Origin of the sequence: Pseudomonas sp. 3-2 (assembly GCF_019710535.1) — a bacterium.
Lineage (GTDB): Bacteria > Pseudomonadota > Gammaproteobacteria > Pseudomonadales > Pseudomonadaceae > Aquipseudomonas > Aquipseudomonas pharyngis.
In genome coordinates this window covers 4,086,006-4,101,198 of sequence record NZ_CP081200.1, presented here as the reverse complement: position 1 = coordinate 4,101,198, position 15,193 = coordinate 4,086,006, and the positions used below count along the sequence as shown (strand labels likewise).

Below are 15,193 nucleotides of genomic sequence, written 5' to 3'. Positions count from 1 at the left end.
CTTTCGCAAATTCGCAAGGTTCATATCAGACCGCTACCAGCACGACAGCGCCGATGACCAACACGGCACCAGCAGCCATCGAGGCGGCGTACCAACGCAGTTGACCGGTTTCAGTACGGCTCAGGGCGGTGTGACCACCCTTGGCCATGCGCGGGATCAGACCGATGGTCTGGTCGAGCGGGTCTTTGCGCAGTACATGGCTGATCGCAAGGTACGGCTTGACGAACAGTTTGTCGTAGATCCAGTCGAAGCCCCAGGCAGCGAACCACCAGGCCGAAAGGAGACGGCCGATGCCGCTGTTGGCGATCGCGGTGACGAAGCGACGCTTGCCGAGGAACAGCAGGGCCGCCAGCAGGATACCGGCCAGGGCGATGGCACCCGAGGCAATTTCCAGACTGTGCTTGGCTTCGCCACCGGCATGGCCAACGCTCTCCGGCAGTACGCCGTGCAGTGGTGGAACGATCATGGCGCCGACGAAGGTCGACAGCACGATCAGCACCGACAGCGGCAGCCAGTGAGCGATGCCGTGACCGGCGTGGGCTTCGGTCTTGGCTTCACCGTGGAACGCGATGAAGATCAGGCGGAAGGTGTACAGCGACGTCATGAAGGCACCGACCAGACCTGCGTAAAGCAGACCGTGGTTGCCGCTGGCGAACGCTTCCCAGAGGATTTCGTCCTTGGAGTAGAAACCGGCGGTCACCAGCGGCAGGGCGGCCAGGGCGGCACCACCGACGATGAAGCTGGCGTAGGCCAGCGGCAGTTTCTTCCACAGGCCGCCCATCTTGAAGATGTTCTGCTCGTGGTGGCAGGCAACGATCACCGCACCGGAGGCAAGGAACAGCAGGGCCTTGAAGAAGGCGTGGGTCATCAGGTGGAAGATCGCGCCTTCCCAGGCACCAACGCCCAGCGCCAGGAACATGTAGCCGATCTGGCTCATGGTCGAATAGGCGAGGATACGTTTGATGTCGGTTTGCACCAGTGCGGCGAAACCGGCCAGTACCAGGGTCACACCGCCCACGATGCCGACCAGGTGCAGAATGTCCGGCGCCAGGGCGAACAGGCCGTGGGTACGGGCAATCAGGTAGACACCGGCAGTCACCATGGTTGCGGCGTGGATCAGTGCCGAAACCGGGGTAGGGCCGGCCATCGCGTCCGCCAGCCAGGTCTGCAGCGGCAGTTGCGCCGATTTACCGACCGCACCACCCAGCAGCATCAGGGTCGCCAGCACGATCCAGAAATCGCCGACCTTGAAGTGCTCAGGCGCCTTCACCAGCAGCTCCTGGACGTTCAGCGTGCCCAGTTGCTGGAACAGGATGAACAGGCCGATCGCCATGAACACGTCGCCGATACGGGTGACGATGAAGGCTTTGAGTGCGGCGTTACCGTTGTTGCGGTTGCTGTAGTAGAAACCGATCAACAGGTACGAGCACAGGCCCACGCCTTCCCAACCGAAGTAGATGAACAGCAGGTTATCGCCCAGGATCAGGAACAGCATGCTGGCGATAAACAGGTTGGTGTACGAGAAGAAGCGCGAGTAACCGTCTTCGCCACGCATGTACCACGATGCAAACAGGTGGATCAGGAAGCCGACACCGACGACCACACCGAGCATGGTCACGGACAGACCATCCAGGTACAGCGCGAAGTCAGGCTGGAAACCTTCCACCGACATCCAGCGCCACAGCACCTGGGTGTAGACGCCACCTTCCGGTGGCGCGACGTTGAATTGCCAGATCACGTAGGCCGCGACGATGGCAGACAGGCCGATGGAGCCGACACCGATCAGCGCCGACAGGTTTTCCGAGAAGCGGCCGCGGGAGAACGACAGCAACAGGAACCCGATCAGAGGGAATACGAAAGTCAGAAAGAGTAGGTTCATCCGCGCATCTCACTGGCAGCGTCGATATCGAGCGTGTGGAAGCGGCGATACAGTTGCAGCAGGATCGCCAGGCCAATACTGGCTTCGGCGGCTGCAAGGCTGATCACCAGGATGAACATGATCTGTCCATCCGGTTGCGCCCAGCGGGCGCCCGCAACGATGAAGGCCAGTGCAGAGGCGTTCATCATCACTTCCAGACTCATCAACACGAACAAAATGTTGCGGCGGACCATCAGGCCGACCAGACCAAGGCAGAACAGGATGCCGGCAACGGCCAGGCCATGCTCCATAGGTATAGAACCGAGAGGGATAACAGGCATGTTCTACTCCTTAGCCTCATTACGGCCCAAATGGAACGCCGTGACGGCTGCAGCGAGCAGCAGCATCGAGGCGAGTTCGACCACCAGCAGATACGGACCGAACAGGCTGATGCCCACGGCTTTTGCGTCGACGGTGGTGTGGCCGATGGCCTGACCGCTCTGGTGAGCGAACAGCACATACAGCAGTTCGGCCAGCAGCAGGGCGGCGAGAATCACCGGCCCCGCCCAGATCCCGGGCTTGAGCCAGGTGCGTTCCTGCTGCACCGAGGCCGGGCCCAGGTTCAGCATCATCACCACAAACACGAACAGCACCATGATGGCGCCAGCGTAGGCGATCACTTCCAGCACGCCGGCGAACGGAGCGCCGAGTGCGAAGAAGGTCATGGCCACGGCGATCAACGAAATGATCAGGTAGAGCAGGGCGTGCACAGGATTGGTGTTGGTGACCACACGCAGTGTGGACACAACAGCGATACCCGATGCGAAATAGAAAGCGAATTCCATCGTTCTTCCTTAAGGCAGCAAGCTCTTCACGTTGATCGGCTCGGCTTCGTTTTGTGCGGCGCCTTTCGGCTTGCCCGCAACGGCCATACCTGCAACACGATAGAAGTTGTAATCAGGGTTTTTGCCGGGGCCGGAGATCAGCAGATCTTCTTTCTCGTACACCAGGTCCTGACGTTTGAACTCGGCCATCTCGAAATCCGGGGTCAGCTGGATCGCGGTGGTCGGGCAGGCTTCCTCGCAGAGACCGCAGAAAATGCAGCGCGAGAAGTTGATACGGAAGAAGTCCGGGTACCAGCGACCGTCTTCGGTTTCAGCTTTCTGCAGCGAGATGCAACCCACCGGGCACGCCACGGCGCACAGGTTGCAGGCTACGCAGCGTTCTTCGCCATCGGGGTCGCGGGTCAGGACGATGCGGCCACGGTAGCGCGGTGGTAGATAGACCTGCTCTTCCGGGTATTGCAGGGTGTCGCGCTTGCGAAAGCCATGGCCGAAGACCATGACCAGGCTGCGCAACTGGGTACCGGTACCCTTAACGATGTCGCCAATATATTTGAACATGGGTCAAATCCTCACTGAACCGCAACCGCAGGTGTGTTCCACAACACAACCGCAGCGGTTATCAGCAAATTGATCAGGGTCAGTGGCAGGCAGAATTTCCAGCTGAAATCCATCACCTGGTCATAACGCGGACGCGGGATGGAAGCGCGCAGCAGGATGAACAGCATGATGAAGAACGCGGTCTTCAGTGCGAACCAGACGAAGGACAGTTGCGGCAGGATGCCGAACGGACCGTGCCAGCCACCGAAGAACAGGGTGACCAGCAGCGCCGAGATCAGGATGATGCCGATGTATTCACCGACGAAGAACATGCCCCATTTCATACCGGCGTATTCAATGTGGTAACCGTCGGCCAGTTCCTGTTCCGCTTCCGGCTGGTCGAACGGGTGACGGTGAGTCACGGCCACGCCAGCGATGAAGAAGGTACAGAAGCCGAAGAACTGCGGAATGATGAACCACAGGTTCTGCGCCTGGTACTCGACGATGTCGCGCATGTTGAAGGAGCCGACCTGCACCACGATGCCCATCAGGGCCAGGCCCATGAACACTTCGTAGGACACGGTCTGCGCCGAGGCACGCAAACTGCCCAGCAGGGCGAACTTGTTGTTGCTCGACCAGCCGGCGAACAGCACCGCGTAGACCGACAGACCAGCCATGGCGAAGAAGAACAGCAGGCCGATGTTCAGATCCGCCACGCCCCAAGTCGGGGTGATCGGGATGATCGCGAAAGCGATCAGCAGGGCGGACATGGCCACCACCGGTGCCAGGGTGAAAATCACCTTGTCGGCAAACGGCGGCGTCCAGTCTTCCTTGAAGAACATCTTCAGCATGTCGGCCGCGATCTGGAACATGCCGAACGGACCCACGCGGTTCGGACCGTAACGGTCCTGCCACCAGCCCAGCAGGCGACGCTCGACAAAGCTGAGCAACGCGCCTGCGACCACCACGGCCAGCAGGATCACGATGGCCTTGATGACCGTCAGGATCACATCGATCACTTCAGGGGTGAACCAGGTCATTGCGCTGCCTCCTGCAGACCATCAACGGTTTGGCCGAAAATCGCCGGTGGAATGCCTGCCAGACCGGCCGGCAGTGCAACCAGGCCAGCGCCCAGCTCTTCATTGATGCGCAGCGGCAGACGCAGGGTCTGGCCGGCCACATTGAGGCTCAGCAGTGCACCGTCGTTGACGCCCAGGCGATCCGCTTCGGACTTGGCCAGTGCAACGTAGGCGGCCGGGATGCGTTCCTGGACCGGAGCGGCTTTCGACGAGTTCTCGTCGCTGCCGAACAGGTGATAGAACGGCACGGCTTGCCAGGTACCCTGGGCCGGGTTGAACGCGCGCGGAACACTGGCGAACCAGTTCAGCGAATCACCGGTGCTTTCGATCAGGCGGGTGCCCGGATCGCCAGCGCGCAGGTGACCACCGACTTCGTCCTGGAACTTGTTCCAGGCTTGCGGCGAGTTCCAGCCCGGCGACCAGGCGAACGGCACTTGCTGACGCGGTTCGGCGGAGCCCGAGTAACCTTCCATCGAGAAGGCGAACGCGGTGTCCTTGTCTTGCGGGGTGCGTGGCTCGTGAACGCTGATGTCGGCGCGCATCGCGGTGCGACCGGAGTAACGCAGCGGCTCACGGGCCAGTTTCAGACCCTTGATGCGGAACGAGGCGGACGGCGCGGCGTCGACGATACGGGCCAGTTGCGGCGTGCTCGAAGCAACGGCAGCGGTCACGTGGTCGAGTTGCGTCCAGTCGATCGGCTGGTTCAGCAGGGTGGCGCGCAGGGCGTGCAGCCAGCGCCAGCCTTCGTGGACCAGAATGCTCGCGTCCATGTATTGCGGGTCGAAAACCTGGAAGAAGCGCTGGGCGCGACCTTCCTGGCTGACCAGCGTACCGTCGCCTTCAGCGAAGCTGGCGGCTGGCAGAACCAGATGCGCGCGGTCGCTGGTGGCGGTCTTCTGATGGTCGGCAACGATCACCACTTGCGCAGCGTTCAGTGCCGCATCGACCTTGGCTTTGGCGGTGCGGGTGTACAGATCGTTTTCCAGCACGACGATGGCGTCGGCCTTGCCGTCGATGACCGCTTGCAGCGCAGCATCGACCGATTCGCCACCGAGCATGGCCAGGCCGAGGCTGTTGGCTTCCGGCACGATCAGGCTGATCGAACCGTTCTTCTCGCGCAGCTTCAGGGCCTTGGCGATGTTCGCCGCGGCTTCGATCAAGGCTTTGGAGCCCAGCGAAGTACCGGCGATGATCAGCGGACGCTTGGCCGCGAGCAGGGCGTCGGCGATGCGCTTGGCCAGCTCCAGGGCTTCGGCGTCCAGACCTTCAACGGCCGGTGCGCTGGCGTCCAGGGCGTGAGCCACGGCGAAACCGATGCGGGCCAGATCGTCTGGAGCGGCGTGTACACACTCTTCGGCGATGTCGTCGAGCTTGGTTTCAGCCAGGCTGGCGATGAACAGCGGGTTCAGTTCGTGCTGACCGATGTTCTTCACCGCAGCGTCGAGCCAAGGCTGGACGCGCATGGCTTCGGCCATGTCTTCGGCCTTGCCTTTGACCGACTGACGCAGGGCCAGGGCCATACGGGCGGCAGTCTGGGTCAGGTCTTCACCGAGGACGAACACGGCGTCGTGATCTTCGATGTCGCGCATGTTCGGCACGGGCAGCGGGCTGTCTTTCAGCACTTGCAGGACCAGACGGATGCGTTCCAGCTCCGAGGCTTCGATACCGGAGTAGAAGTGCTCGGCACCGACCAGCTCACGCAACGCGTAGTTGCTTTCCAGGCTGGCACGCGGCGAACCGATACCGACGATGTTGCGACCGCGCAGCAGGTCGGCGGCTTTGTCCAGCGCAGCATCCAGGCCAAGCTTGGTGCCGTCGGCCAGCAGCGGCTGACGTGGGCGGTCGGTGCGGTTGACGTAGCCATAACCGAAACGGCCACGGTCGCACAGGAAATACTGGTTCACCGAACCGTTGTAACGGTTTTCGATGCGACGCAGTTCGCCGTAACGTTCGCCCGGGGAGATGTTGCAACCGCTCGAGCAGCCATGGCAAATGCTCGGCGAGAACTGCATGTCCCACTTGCGGTTGTAGCGCTCGGAGTGAGTCTTGTCGGTGAACACACCGGTCGGGCAGACCTCAGTGAGGTTGCCGGAGAACTCGCTTTCGAGGGTGCCGTCTTCAACGCGACCGAAGTACACGTTGTCGTGGGCGCCGAATACACCGAGGTCGGTGCCGCCGGCGTAATCCTTGTAGAAACGCACGCAGCGGTAGCAGGCGATGCAGCGGTTCATCTCGTGGGAAATGAACGGGCCCAGTTGCTGGTTCTGGTGGGTACGTTTGGTGAAGCGATAACGGCGCTCGTTGTGGCCGGTCATCACCGTCATGTCTTGCAGGTGGCAGTGACCGCCTTCCTCGCACACAGGGCAGTCGTGCGGGTGGTTGGTCATCAGCCATTCAACGACACTGGCGCGGAACGCCTTGGATTCTTCATCGTCGATGGAGATCCAGGTGTTGTCGGTGGCAGGGGTCATGCAGGACATGACGATGCGACCACGGGTGTCGTTCTCGTCGGTGTACTGTTTGACCGCGCACTGGCGGCACGCCCCGACGCTACCAAGCGCGGGGTGCCAGCAGAAATAAGGGATGTCGAGGCCCAGCGACAGACATGCCTGTAACAGGTTGTCTGCCCCGTCGACTTCGAGCGCTTTGCCGTCTACGTGGATAGTGGCCATGGTTCAAAGGTCTTCGTTGGCCCGGTGTCAGCGGGCGTGGCTAATGGAATCTTGTTATCCGTCCGAATCCAGTCAGCCCCGAAAGGCGTCATCGGACGAAAGGCGAAGGGCACGGACCCTTCGCCTTTTTTAAGCGTTTACGCGCCGACTGTGATCGGCTTCGCCAGAGGCGGGACGGCGGCGCTTGCAGGCGCGATACCGGCTTCGAACTCTGGACGGAAGTATTTGATGGCACTGCCCAACGGCTCCACGGCACCCGGTGCGTGAGCACAGAAGGTCTTGCCCGGGCCGAGGAAGTTGACCAGACCCAGCAGGGTCTCGATGTCGCCTGGCTGGCCGCGGCCTTGTTCGATGGCCATCAGCAGCTTGACGCTCCATGGCAGGCCATCACGGCAAGGGGTGCAGAAACCGCAGGATTCGCGAGCGAAGAACTGCTCCATGTTGCGCAGCAGGGACACCATGTTGACGCTGTCGTCCACCGCCATGGCCAGGCCGGTACCCATACGGGTGCCCACCTTGGCGATGCCGCCGGCGTACATTTGTGCGTCGAGGTGTTCCGGCAACAGGAAACCGGTACCGGCGCCGCCTGGCTGCCAGGCCTTGAGCTTGTAACCGTCGCGCATGCCGCCGGCGTAATCTTCGAACAGCTCGCGACCGGTCACGCCGAATGGCAGTTCCCACAGGCCAGGGTTCTTGACCTTGCCGGAGAAGCCCATGAGCTTGGTGCCCATGTCTTCGCTGCCGTCGCGGGCCAACGATTTGTACCAGTCCACGCCGTCGGCGATGATCGCCGGCACGTTGCACAGGGTTTCAACGTTGTTCACGCAGGTCGGCTTGCCCCACACGCCGACGGCGGCAGGGAAGGGCGGCTTGGAGCGAGGGTTGGCGCGGCGGCCTTCGAGGGAGTTGATCAGTGCGGTTTCTTCACCGCAGATGTAACGCCCGGCGCCGGTGTGGACGAACAGCTCGAAGTCGAAGCCGCTGCCCAGGATGTTCTTGCCCAGCAGGCCCGCTGCCTTGGCTTCTTCCACGGCACGGTTCAGGTGCTTGGCGGCGGTGGTGTACTCGCCACGCAGGAAGATGTAACCACGGTAGGTTTTCAGCGCGCGGGCGCTGATCAGCATGCCTTCGATCAGCAGATGGGGCAGTTGCTCCATCAGCATGCGGTCTTTCCAGGTGTTCGGCTCCATTTCATCCGCGTTGCACAGCAGGTAGCGGATGTTGATGGATTCGTCCTTTGGCATCAGGCCCCACTTCACGCCTGTGGGGAAGCCTGCACCGCCGCGACCTTTGAGGCCTGCGTCTTTCACGGTCTGGACGATGGCGTCCTGATCCATGTCGGCGAAGGCCTTGCGCGCAGCGGCGTAACCGTTCTTGGCCTGGTACTCGTCGAGCCACACGGCTTCGCCGTCGTCACGCAGGCGCCAGGTCAGCGGGTGAGTCTCGGCCGAACGCTGGATGCGGTTGGCAGGACCGAAAGAAGTCAGGGTCATACGTAGCCCTCGAGCAGTTTGGCGACGCCGGCAGGCTGGACATCGCCAAAGGTGTCGTCATCGATCATCAGCGCCGGTGCCTTGTCGCAGTTGCCAAGGCAGCAGACCGGCAGCAGGGTGAAACGACCGTCGGCAGTGGTCTGACCCAGGCCGATACCCAGGTTGTTCTGGATTTCGCTGACCACCGACTCGTGGCCGCCGATGTAGCAGACCATGCTGTCGCAGACGCGAATGATGTGACGGCCGACCGGCTGACGGAAGATCTGGCTGTAGAACGTGGCCACGCCTTCAACGTCGCTGGCCGGGATGCCGAGGATCTCGCCGATGGCGTACAGGGCGCCGTCCGGCACCCAGCCGCGTTCTTTCTGAACGATCTTCAGGGCTTCGATCGACGCCGCGCGCGGGTCTTCGTAGTGATGCAGCTCATGCTCGATGGCCGAGCGCTCGGTTTCACTCAAGGTGAAACGGTCTGTCTGGATAAGCGTGCTGTTCATGCTTAGCGGTCCACGTCGGCCATAACGAAATCGATACTACCCAGGTACGCAATCAGGTCCGCGACCATGCTGCCTTTGATCACCGAAGGGATCTGTTGCAGATGCGGGAAGCTCGGAGTGCGGATCCGGGTACGGTAGCTCATGGTGCCGCCGTCGCTCGTCAGGTAATAACTGTTGATGCCCTTGGTCGCTTCGATCATCTGGAAGGATTCGTTGGCCGGCATGACCGGGCCCCACGAAACTTGCAGGAAGTGCGTGATCAGGGTTTCGATGTGCTGCAGCGTGCGCTCTTTCGGCGGCGGCGTGGTCAGCGGGTGATCCGCCTTGTACGGGCCTTCCGGCATGTTGCGCAGGCACTGGTCGATGATCTTGACGCTCTGGCGCATCTCTTCGACGCGAACCATGCAGCGGTCGTAGGCATCGCCGTTGGCGGCCAGTGGCACTTCGAACTCGAAATTCTCGTAACCGGAGTACGGACGCGCTTTACGCAGGTCGAAGTCGCAACCGGTGGAACGCAGGCCGGCACCGGTGACGCCCCATTCCAGGGCCTCTTTGGTGTTGTACTGGGCAACGCCGATGGTACGACCCTTGAGGATGCTGTTCTGCAGCGCGGCCTTGGTGTATTCGTCGAGGCGCTTCGGCAGCCATTCAACGAAGTCTTTCACCAGTTTTTCCCAGCCGCGCGGCAGGTCGTGGGCAACGCCGCCGATGCGGTACCAGGCCGGGTGCAGACGGAAACCGGTGATGGCTTCGATCACCGTGTACGCCTTCTGGCGGTCGGTGAAGGTGAAGAACACCGGGGTCATGGCGCCGACGTCCTGGATGTAGGTACCCAGGAACAGAAGGTGGCTGGTGATCCGGAAGAACTCGGCCATCATGATGCGGATGACGTCGACCTTCTCTGGCACCTTGATGCCGGCCAGCTTCTCGACCGAGAGCACGTACGGCAGGTTGTTCATCACGCCGCCGAGGTAGTCGATACGGTCGGTGTACGGAATGAAGCTGTGCCAGGACTGACGCTCGGCCATCTTTTCGGCGCCACGGTGGTGGTAACCGATGTCCGGAACGCAGTCGACGATCTCTTCACCGTCCAGTTGCAGGATGATGCGGAACGCACCGTGCGCCGAAGGGTGGTTCGGACCCAGGTTGAGGAACATGTAGTCCTCGTTAGGGCCGGAGCGCTTCATGCCCCAGTCTTCAGGACGGAAGCGCGCGGCTTCTTCCTCGAGCTGTTGCTTGGCCAGGTTCAGGCTGAACGGATCGAACTCGGTAGCGCGCGCCGGGAAGTCCTTGCGCAGCGGGTGACCTTCCCAGGTCGGCGGCATCATGATGCGCGACAGGTGCGGGTGACCTTTGAAGTCGATGCCGAACATGTCCCAGACTTCACGCTCGTACCAGTTGGCGTTCGGCCAGATGCTGGTGACGGTCGGCAAGCTGAGGTCGCTCTCGGACAAGGCGACCTTGATCATCACGTCACTATTACGTTCCAGCGACATGAGGTGATAGAACACGGTGAAATCGGCACCGCCCGGCAGCCCTTGACGCTTGGTGCGCAGACGCTCGTCCACGCCGTGCAGGTCATAGAGCATGACGTACGGCTTGGGCAGGTTGCGCAGGAAGGTCAGGACTTCGACGAGCTTGGCGCGGGCCACCCACAGCACCGGCATGCCGGTGCGGGTCGGCTGAGCGGTGAACGCTTCGGCGCCAAAACGGTTGTTCAGTTCGACGACCACATCCTGGTCGTCTGCCTTATAAGGCGGGATGTACAGAGCACTGCCTGTAGTCATGGTTATTTTTTCGCTTTCGGTCAACGTAAAGAATGAAGCCAGCCTCTCGTTTCTATGAAACAGACTGGATCAGACTTCGTCAGGGCTGCGCAGGTTGGTGACTGCGATTCGCTGTTCGCGGCGCTGTTCCTTCTGCGAAGGCATGTCGGCGCGATAAACGCCTTGATCGCCAACGACCCAGGACAGTGGGCGACGCTCCTGGCCAATGGATTCCTGCAACAGCATCAAGCCTTGCAGAAATGCTTCTGGACGGGGCGGGCAGCCAGGTACGTAGACGTCAACGGGCAGGAACTTGTCCACCCCCTGAACCACGGAGTAGATGTCGTACATGCCGCCGGAGTTGGCGCACGAACCCATCGAGATCACCCACTTGGGTTCGAGCATCTGCTCGTACAGGCGCTGAATGATCGGCGCCATCTTGATGAAGCAGGTCCCGGCGATAACCATGAAGTCGGCCTGACGCGGTGATGCCCGGATAACTTCGGCGCCGAAGCGCGCGATGTCGTGGGGCGCCGTGAAGGCGGTGGTCATTTCCACGTAGCAGCACGACAGACCGAAGTTGTACGGCCACAGGGAGTTCTTACGTCCCCAGTTGACCGCGCCACTCAGCACGTCTTCCAGCTTGCCCATGAAAATGTTTTTGTGGACTTGATCCTCTAACGGATCGGAAACGGTTTCCCGCTGGCCGATCGGATACTGCTCGTTAGGAGCATCGGGGTCGATTCTGGTGAGATTGTATTGCATTGCCAAAGCCTCATTGTTTCAGCTTCGCCTGCCGCTTGCGACGAGCTTCCGGAGCCCAGTCAAGGGCGCCCACTCGGAACAGGTAGACAAGACCTGCCAACAGAATTGCTATGAAAACGAGAGCTTCGACGAATCCGGTCCAGCCGCTTTCGCGGACGGACACAGACCATGCAAAGAGAAAGAGGGCTTCGATATCGAAGATCACGAACAGCATCGCGACCAGATAGAATTTGGCTGAGAGCCGCAAGCGGGCGCCACCGGTAGGTAGCATGCCGGACTCGAACGGTTCGTTTTTGCTGCGGCCCCAGGCTTTTGACCCGAGGAGGCTGGAGACGCCGAGCATGAAGGCGCACAGGCCGACTACACCCAGAAGGAAAATGGCAAAGCCCCAGTTGTGGGCCATGAGTCCTGTCGCTTCGGGCATGCTGGAAATCCTTAACAGAGAGCAAAGGTCTCTGAGCTTGATAAAGAAATAAGGCAGTGACGATATGTCGCAGCAATCAATCGCGCTGATTTTATGGCTAAACACCCTGCAAGTAAAATTCCTATGGCGAAATTATTTATTGGAATAAGGACATAGCACACCTCGAAGGGCCCGCAGCCCATGCGTTGCGGGCATTAGCCGGAATTTCAAGAATTATGTTTTGTGGGAAATGTAACGAACATAGTTGTCGCTAAATGATAATTGATATCGTTTGCAGAGATTTCGTAACTGTTTAACGGGTCAGTAGTTGGGAAGTTGTCTTATATGCGCGTTACTGCAAGTAGCGGCGGCGCCCGTTTTAGCCGATTTTTGCGATGCGGATACCGCTCTGGATCAATGTTTTGCCTGACAGGCTTTGCCAATTCCTGAGGTGCCTGGAAAACCACAGGCAAAAAAACGCCCCGAACCAGTCGGGGCGTCAGTTTTTTCGGCAATGCGGTTAGCTTTCTATACGGTCCGCAAAGGCCGTTCGCTCAGGCGAAGTCGATCAGTGGAACTGTTCTTCTTCTGTCGAACCGGTCAGTGCGGTTACCGACGATGAGCCACCTTGAATCACGGTGGTCATGTCGTCGAAGTAGCCAGTGCCCACTTCCTGCTGGTGAGCCACGAAGGTGTAACCCTTGGCGGCGTCAGCGAATTCCTGCTCTTGCAGCTTCACGTAGGCAGTCATGTCGTTGCGGGCGTAGTCGTGCGCCAGGTTGAACATGCTGTGCCACATGTTGTGAATGCCGGCCAGGGTGATGAACTGGTGCTTGTAACCCATGGCGGACAGTTCGCGCTGGAACTTGGCGATGGTCGCGTCGTCCAGGTTTTTCTTCCAGTTGAAGGAAGGCGAGCAGTTGTACGACAGGATCTGGTCCGGGTATTCCTTTTTGATCGCTTCAGCGAAACGACGGGCTTCTTCCAGGTCCGGCTTGGCGGTTTCGCACCAGATCAGGTCGGCGTACGGCGCGTAGGCCAGGCCACGGGCGATTGCCTGGTCCAGACCTGCACGAACCTTGTAGAAACCTTCCTGGGTACGGGTGCCAGTCACGAATGGCTGGTCGTACGGATCGCAGTCGGAAGTCAGCAAGTCGGCAGCGTTGGCGTCGGTACGGGCCAGAATGATGGTCGGTACGCCCGCAACGTCGGCAGCCAGACGAGCCGCGGTCAGCTTCTGCACGGCTTCCTGGGTTGGAACCAGCACCTTGCCGCCCATGTGGCCACATTTCTTCACGGAAGCCAGCTGGTCTTCGAAGTGAACGCCGGCGGCGCCTGCCTCGATCATGCTCTTCATCAGCTCGTAGGCGTTCAGTACGCCGCCGAAACCGGCTTCGGCGTCAGCCACGATTGGCGCGAAGTAGTCGATGTAGCCTTCGTCGCCCGGGTTCTTGCCGGCTTTCCACTGGATCTGGTCGGCGCGACGGAACGAGTTGTTGATGCGCTTGACCACGGTTGGAACCGAGTCCACCGGATACAGCGACTGGTCCGGGTACATCGATTCGGCGGAGTTGTTGTCCGCCGCGACTTGCCAGCCCGACAGGTAGATCGCCTGGATACCGGCTTTAACCTGTTGAACAGCCTGACCACCGGTCAGGGCGCCCATGCAGTTGACGAAATCTTTCTCTGGGCGGAAGGACGGCTTGGCACCCTGGGTGACCAGGTTCCACAGCTTCTCGGCGCCCATTTTTGCAAAGGTGTGCTCTGGTTGAACCGAGCCACGCAGACGGACGACGTCAGCAGCGGAGTAATTGCGAGTCACGCCTTTCCAGCGCGGGTTTTCAGCCCAGTCTTTTTCAAGGGCTGCAATTTGCTGTTCGCGTGTCAGTGCCATGGAGATAAACCTCGTCGCGTCTTTATGAAAAGTTGTTCTGCGGTGGAAAATTCCTTGCGCTCGCTGACCAGAAGCTTAGGTGGTCAGGTCGGGTTCGGCGGGGCAGGCGACGGGATGAACGATGAGCTCGAGGGGAGGTGAGCAGGTAAAGGCGAACTGGTGGGCGCATTCGGGCGTCGTGGGCCTTTATACGAACGACAGTGTAAAGCCGGGTTACCTAATTACGCTTCCGTCCCTCGGGACAACTTCGTTCCAGTCGGCAACCTCGTCAAACACGCCTTGTGGGCGGTACAGACACGAAACGGCTCGCGGGGATGGTTGCGAGCAGCGCTTCGAAGGCCCTTGCCAGGGCCTCTGATTAGCGGGAGCGAGGCCATCATGCCTTCGCTTTTTTGGCTCGTCAAACGTTTTGTAGTGCTTTTTTTCAAGCACTACATCTTTCGTCTAATACGACTAATCAGTCAGTTTTTGGTGCTTTAGTCCAGCGTGTCGACTTTCACCCGCAACGTCATGTCATCCCGGCCTTGAGTCGAGTAGCTGCGGGCCAGACCCTGTTTGTCGGTCTGGGTCTGGCGATTCACGCCGGCGAGGGTGATCCATTCGCCCAGCCGTCCGGTGACAGTTGTGTCGGTGCTTTGCACGTTCACTACATCGGGACGTTCCTGGCTCATGCGGTCACGGTTGGTACTGATGGCCAGGTGAACGGTTTCGCCGGTGACGCTGGCGGTGACGTAAAAACCCTGGGTGACGTTGCGATATTGAGTCTGGCTGCTGTAATCGCCGTAGGAGTTGGTCTGGCTGCTGGTGATCGGCACGCTCTGGCCGACCTGGATCAGCGCCGGTGCACCTTCGCTGGCCTGGATCTGCTGAATGCCGCCGTCACGGCTGGCGGTGCTGCGGCTGATGATCCGGGTTTGCGCGCCATTGACTGAATAACCTTCGTCGCCACGGCCGTTGTTTTCGTTGGTGTCGACCGTGATCAGCAAGCGCTTGGGCGCGGTGTCGAGCTGCGATAGCAGGTCCTTGAGTTCTTCGATCTTGCCGGGCTCGGCCTTGACGATCAGCTGGTTGCCATAGGCGCTGACCTGGCCGTCCTTGCCGATGAAGTCCTGAGCCACCGGCAGCATGTCGGCGCTGGTGTGGTACTTGAGGGGCACGATTTCTGTGGCTGCCATCACCGAAACACTGCAGCCGAGCAGCAGGGTGGTGAGCAGGGTGCGTAGGGACATGTCCGTTATCTCCGCTTTCGAAAGGCTTGATATTGCCAGTTTGTCGGCCCGGGGTGGGGCAAGTTGAATCGTAGACAGCAAAGCGCCCCGGCATCCGAAAATGGCAGGGCGTTTTGTGGTGTTCTGGAGGGCCTCTTCGCGAGCAAGCCCGCTCCCAC

The 15,193-nt window shown here is 60.4% G+C and carries 13 protein-coding genes; all 13 read right to left on the bottom strand.

Features of this window, described 5'->3' with window-relative positions:
* Positions 1-25: 25 nt before the first annotated feature.
* Positions 26-1,879: an NADH-quinone oxidoreductase subunit L gene (gene nuoL / locus K3819_RS18495; protein WP_074688953.1), complete on the bottom strand. Its 1,854-nt coding sequence runs from the start codon at positions 1,877-1,879 to the stop codon at positions 26-28.
* A complete protein-coding gene (gene nuoK, locus K3819_RS18490; RefSeq protein ID WP_085699101.1) occupies positions 1,876-2,199 on the bottom strand; it encodes an NADH-quinone oxidoreductase subunit NuoK in 324 nt (107 codons plus the stop codon). The genes nuoL and nuoK overlap by 4 nt, the downstream gene beginning before the upstream one ends.
* 3 nt (positions 2,200-2,202) lie before the next feature.
* Positions 2,203-2,703, bottom strand: a complete 501-nt coding sequence (gene nuoJ, locus K3819_RS18485; protein WP_007951462.1) for an NADH-quinone oxidoreductase subunit J — start codon at positions 2,701-2,703, stop codon at positions 2,203-2,205.
* Positions 2,704-2,712: 9 nt separating this feature from the next.
* Positions 2,713-3,261 (bottom strand): NADH-quinone oxidoreductase subunit NuoI, encoded by a 549-nt coding sequence (gene nuoI / locus K3819_RS18480; RefSeq protein WP_011334960.1) that lies wholly within the window; start codon positions 3,259-3,261, stop codon positions 2,713-2,715.
* A gap of 11 nt (positions 3,262-3,272) precedes the next feature.
* Positions 3,273-4,280, bottom strand: coding sequence for an NADH-quinone oxidoreductase subunit NuoH (nuoH, locus tag K3819_RS18475; protein WP_007964859.1), 1,008 nt, complete (start codon positions 4,278-4,280; stop codon positions 3,273-3,275).
* Positions 4,277-6,991 carry an NADH-quinone oxidoreductase subunit NuoG gene (nuoG, locus tag K3819_RS18470; RefSeq protein ID WP_221397666.1) on the bottom strand — a complete coding sequence of 905 codons (2,715 nt, stop codon included), beginning with the start codon at positions 6,989-6,991 and terminating at the stop codon, positions 4,277-4,279. Before nuoG ends, nuoH begins: the two co-directional genes overlap by 4 nt.
* A 137-nt stretch (positions 6,992-7,128) precedes the next feature.
* A complete protein-coding gene (gene nuoF / locus K3819_RS18465; protein WP_064597744.1) occupies positions 7,129-8,484 on the bottom strand; it encodes an NADH-quinone oxidoreductase subunit NuoF in 1,356 nt (451 codons plus the stop codon).
* Positions 8,481-8,978, bottom strand: a complete 498-nt coding sequence (gene nuoE / locus K3819_RS18460; protein ID WP_003223804.1) for an NADH-quinone oxidoreductase subunit NuoE — start codon at positions 8,976-8,978, stop codon at positions 8,481-8,483. The genes nuoF and nuoE overlap by 4 nt, the downstream gene beginning before the upstream one ends.
* Positions 8,979-8,980: 2 nt before the next feature.
* Positions 8,981-10,765, bottom strand: coding sequence for an NADH-quinone oxidoreductase subunit C/D (nuoC, locus tag K3819_RS18455; RefSeq protein WP_039767687.1), 1,785 nt, complete (start codon positions 10,763-10,765; stop codon positions 8,981-8,983).
* 69 nt (positions 10,766-10,834) lie between these two features.
* Positions 10,835-11,509: an NADH-quinone oxidoreductase subunit B family protein gene (locus K3819_RS18450; RefSeq protein ID WP_007951456.1), complete on the bottom strand. Its 675-nt coding sequence runs from the start codon at positions 11,507-11,509 to the stop codon at positions 10,835-10,837.
* Between the two features lie 10 nt (positions 11,510-11,519).
* Positions 11,520-11,933 carry an NADH-quinone oxidoreductase subunit A gene (locus K3819_RS18445; RefSeq protein ID WP_003223812.1) on the bottom strand — a complete coding sequence of 138 codons (414 nt, stop codon included), beginning with the start codon at positions 11,931-11,933 and terminating at the stop codon, positions 11,520-11,522.
* Between the two features lie 547 nt (positions 11,934-12,480).
* Positions 12,481-13,806, bottom strand: coding sequence for an isocitrate lyase (gene aceA, locus K3819_RS18440; RefSeq protein ID WP_064597742.1), 1,326 nt, complete (start codon positions 13,804-13,806; stop codon positions 12,481-12,483).
* Between the two features lie 476 nt (positions 13,807-14,282).
* Positions 14,283-15,035: a secretin N-terminal domain-containing protein gene (locus K3819_RS18435; protein ID WP_221397665.1), complete on the bottom strand. Its 753-nt coding sequence runs from the start codon at positions 15,033-15,035 to the stop codon at positions 14,283-14,285.
* Positions 15,036-15,193 lie beyond the last annotated feature (158 nt).

Excerpts from the sequence above, each read along its gene's own strand:
- nuoI (WP_011334960.1), bottom strand. The coding sequence starts at position 3,261 with ATGTTCAAATATATTGGCGACATCGTTAAGGGTACCGGTACCCAGTTG.
- nuoC (WP_039767687.1), bottom strand. The coding sequence starts at position 10,765 with ATGACTACAGGCAGTGCTCTGTACATCCCGCCTTATAAGGCAGACGAC.
- K3819_RS18445 (WP_003223812.1), bottom strand. The coding sequence starts at position 11,933 with ATGCCCGAAGCGACAGGACTCATGGCCCACAACTGGGGCTTTGCCATT.
- K3819_RS18435 (WP_221397665.1), bottom strand. The coding sequence starts at position 15,035 with ATGTCCCTACGCACCCTGCTCACCACCCTGCTGCTCGGCTGCAGTGTT.
- nuoH (WP_007964859.1), bottom strand. The coding sequence starts at position 4,280 with ATGACCTGGTTCACCCCTGAAGTGATCGATGTGATCCTGACGGTCATC.
- nuoL (WP_074688953.1), bottom strand. The coding sequence starts at position 1,879 with ATGAACCTACTCTTTCTGACTTTCGTATTCCCTCTGATCGGGTTCCTG.
- nuoK (WP_085699101.1), bottom strand. The coding sequence starts at position 2,199 with ATGCCTGTTATCCCTCTCGGTTCTATACCTATGGAGCATGGCCTGGCC.
- nuoE (WP_003223804.1), bottom strand. The coding sequence starts at position 8,978 with ATGAACAGCACGCTTATCCAGACAGACCGTTTCACCTTGAGTGAAACC.
- nuoG (WP_221397666.1), bottom strand. The coding sequence starts at position 6,991 with ATGGCCACTATCCACGTAGACGGCAAAGCGCTCGAAGTCGACGGGGCA.
- nuoJ (WP_007951462.1), bottom strand. The coding sequence starts at position 2,703 with ATGGAATTCGCTTTCTATTTCGCATCGGGTATCGCTGTTGTGTCCACA.
- aceA (WP_064597742.1), bottom strand. The coding sequence starts at position 13,806 with ATGGCACTGACACGCGAACAGCAAATTGCAGCCCTTGAAAAAGACTGG.
- nuoF (WP_064597744.1), bottom strand. The coding sequence starts at position 8,484 with ATGACCCTGACTTCTTTCGGTCCTGCCAACCGCATCCAGCGTTCGGCC.
- K3819_RS18450 (WP_007951456.1), bottom strand. The coding sequence starts at position 11,509 with ATGCAATACAATCTCACCAGAATCGACCCCGATGCTCCTAACGAGCAG.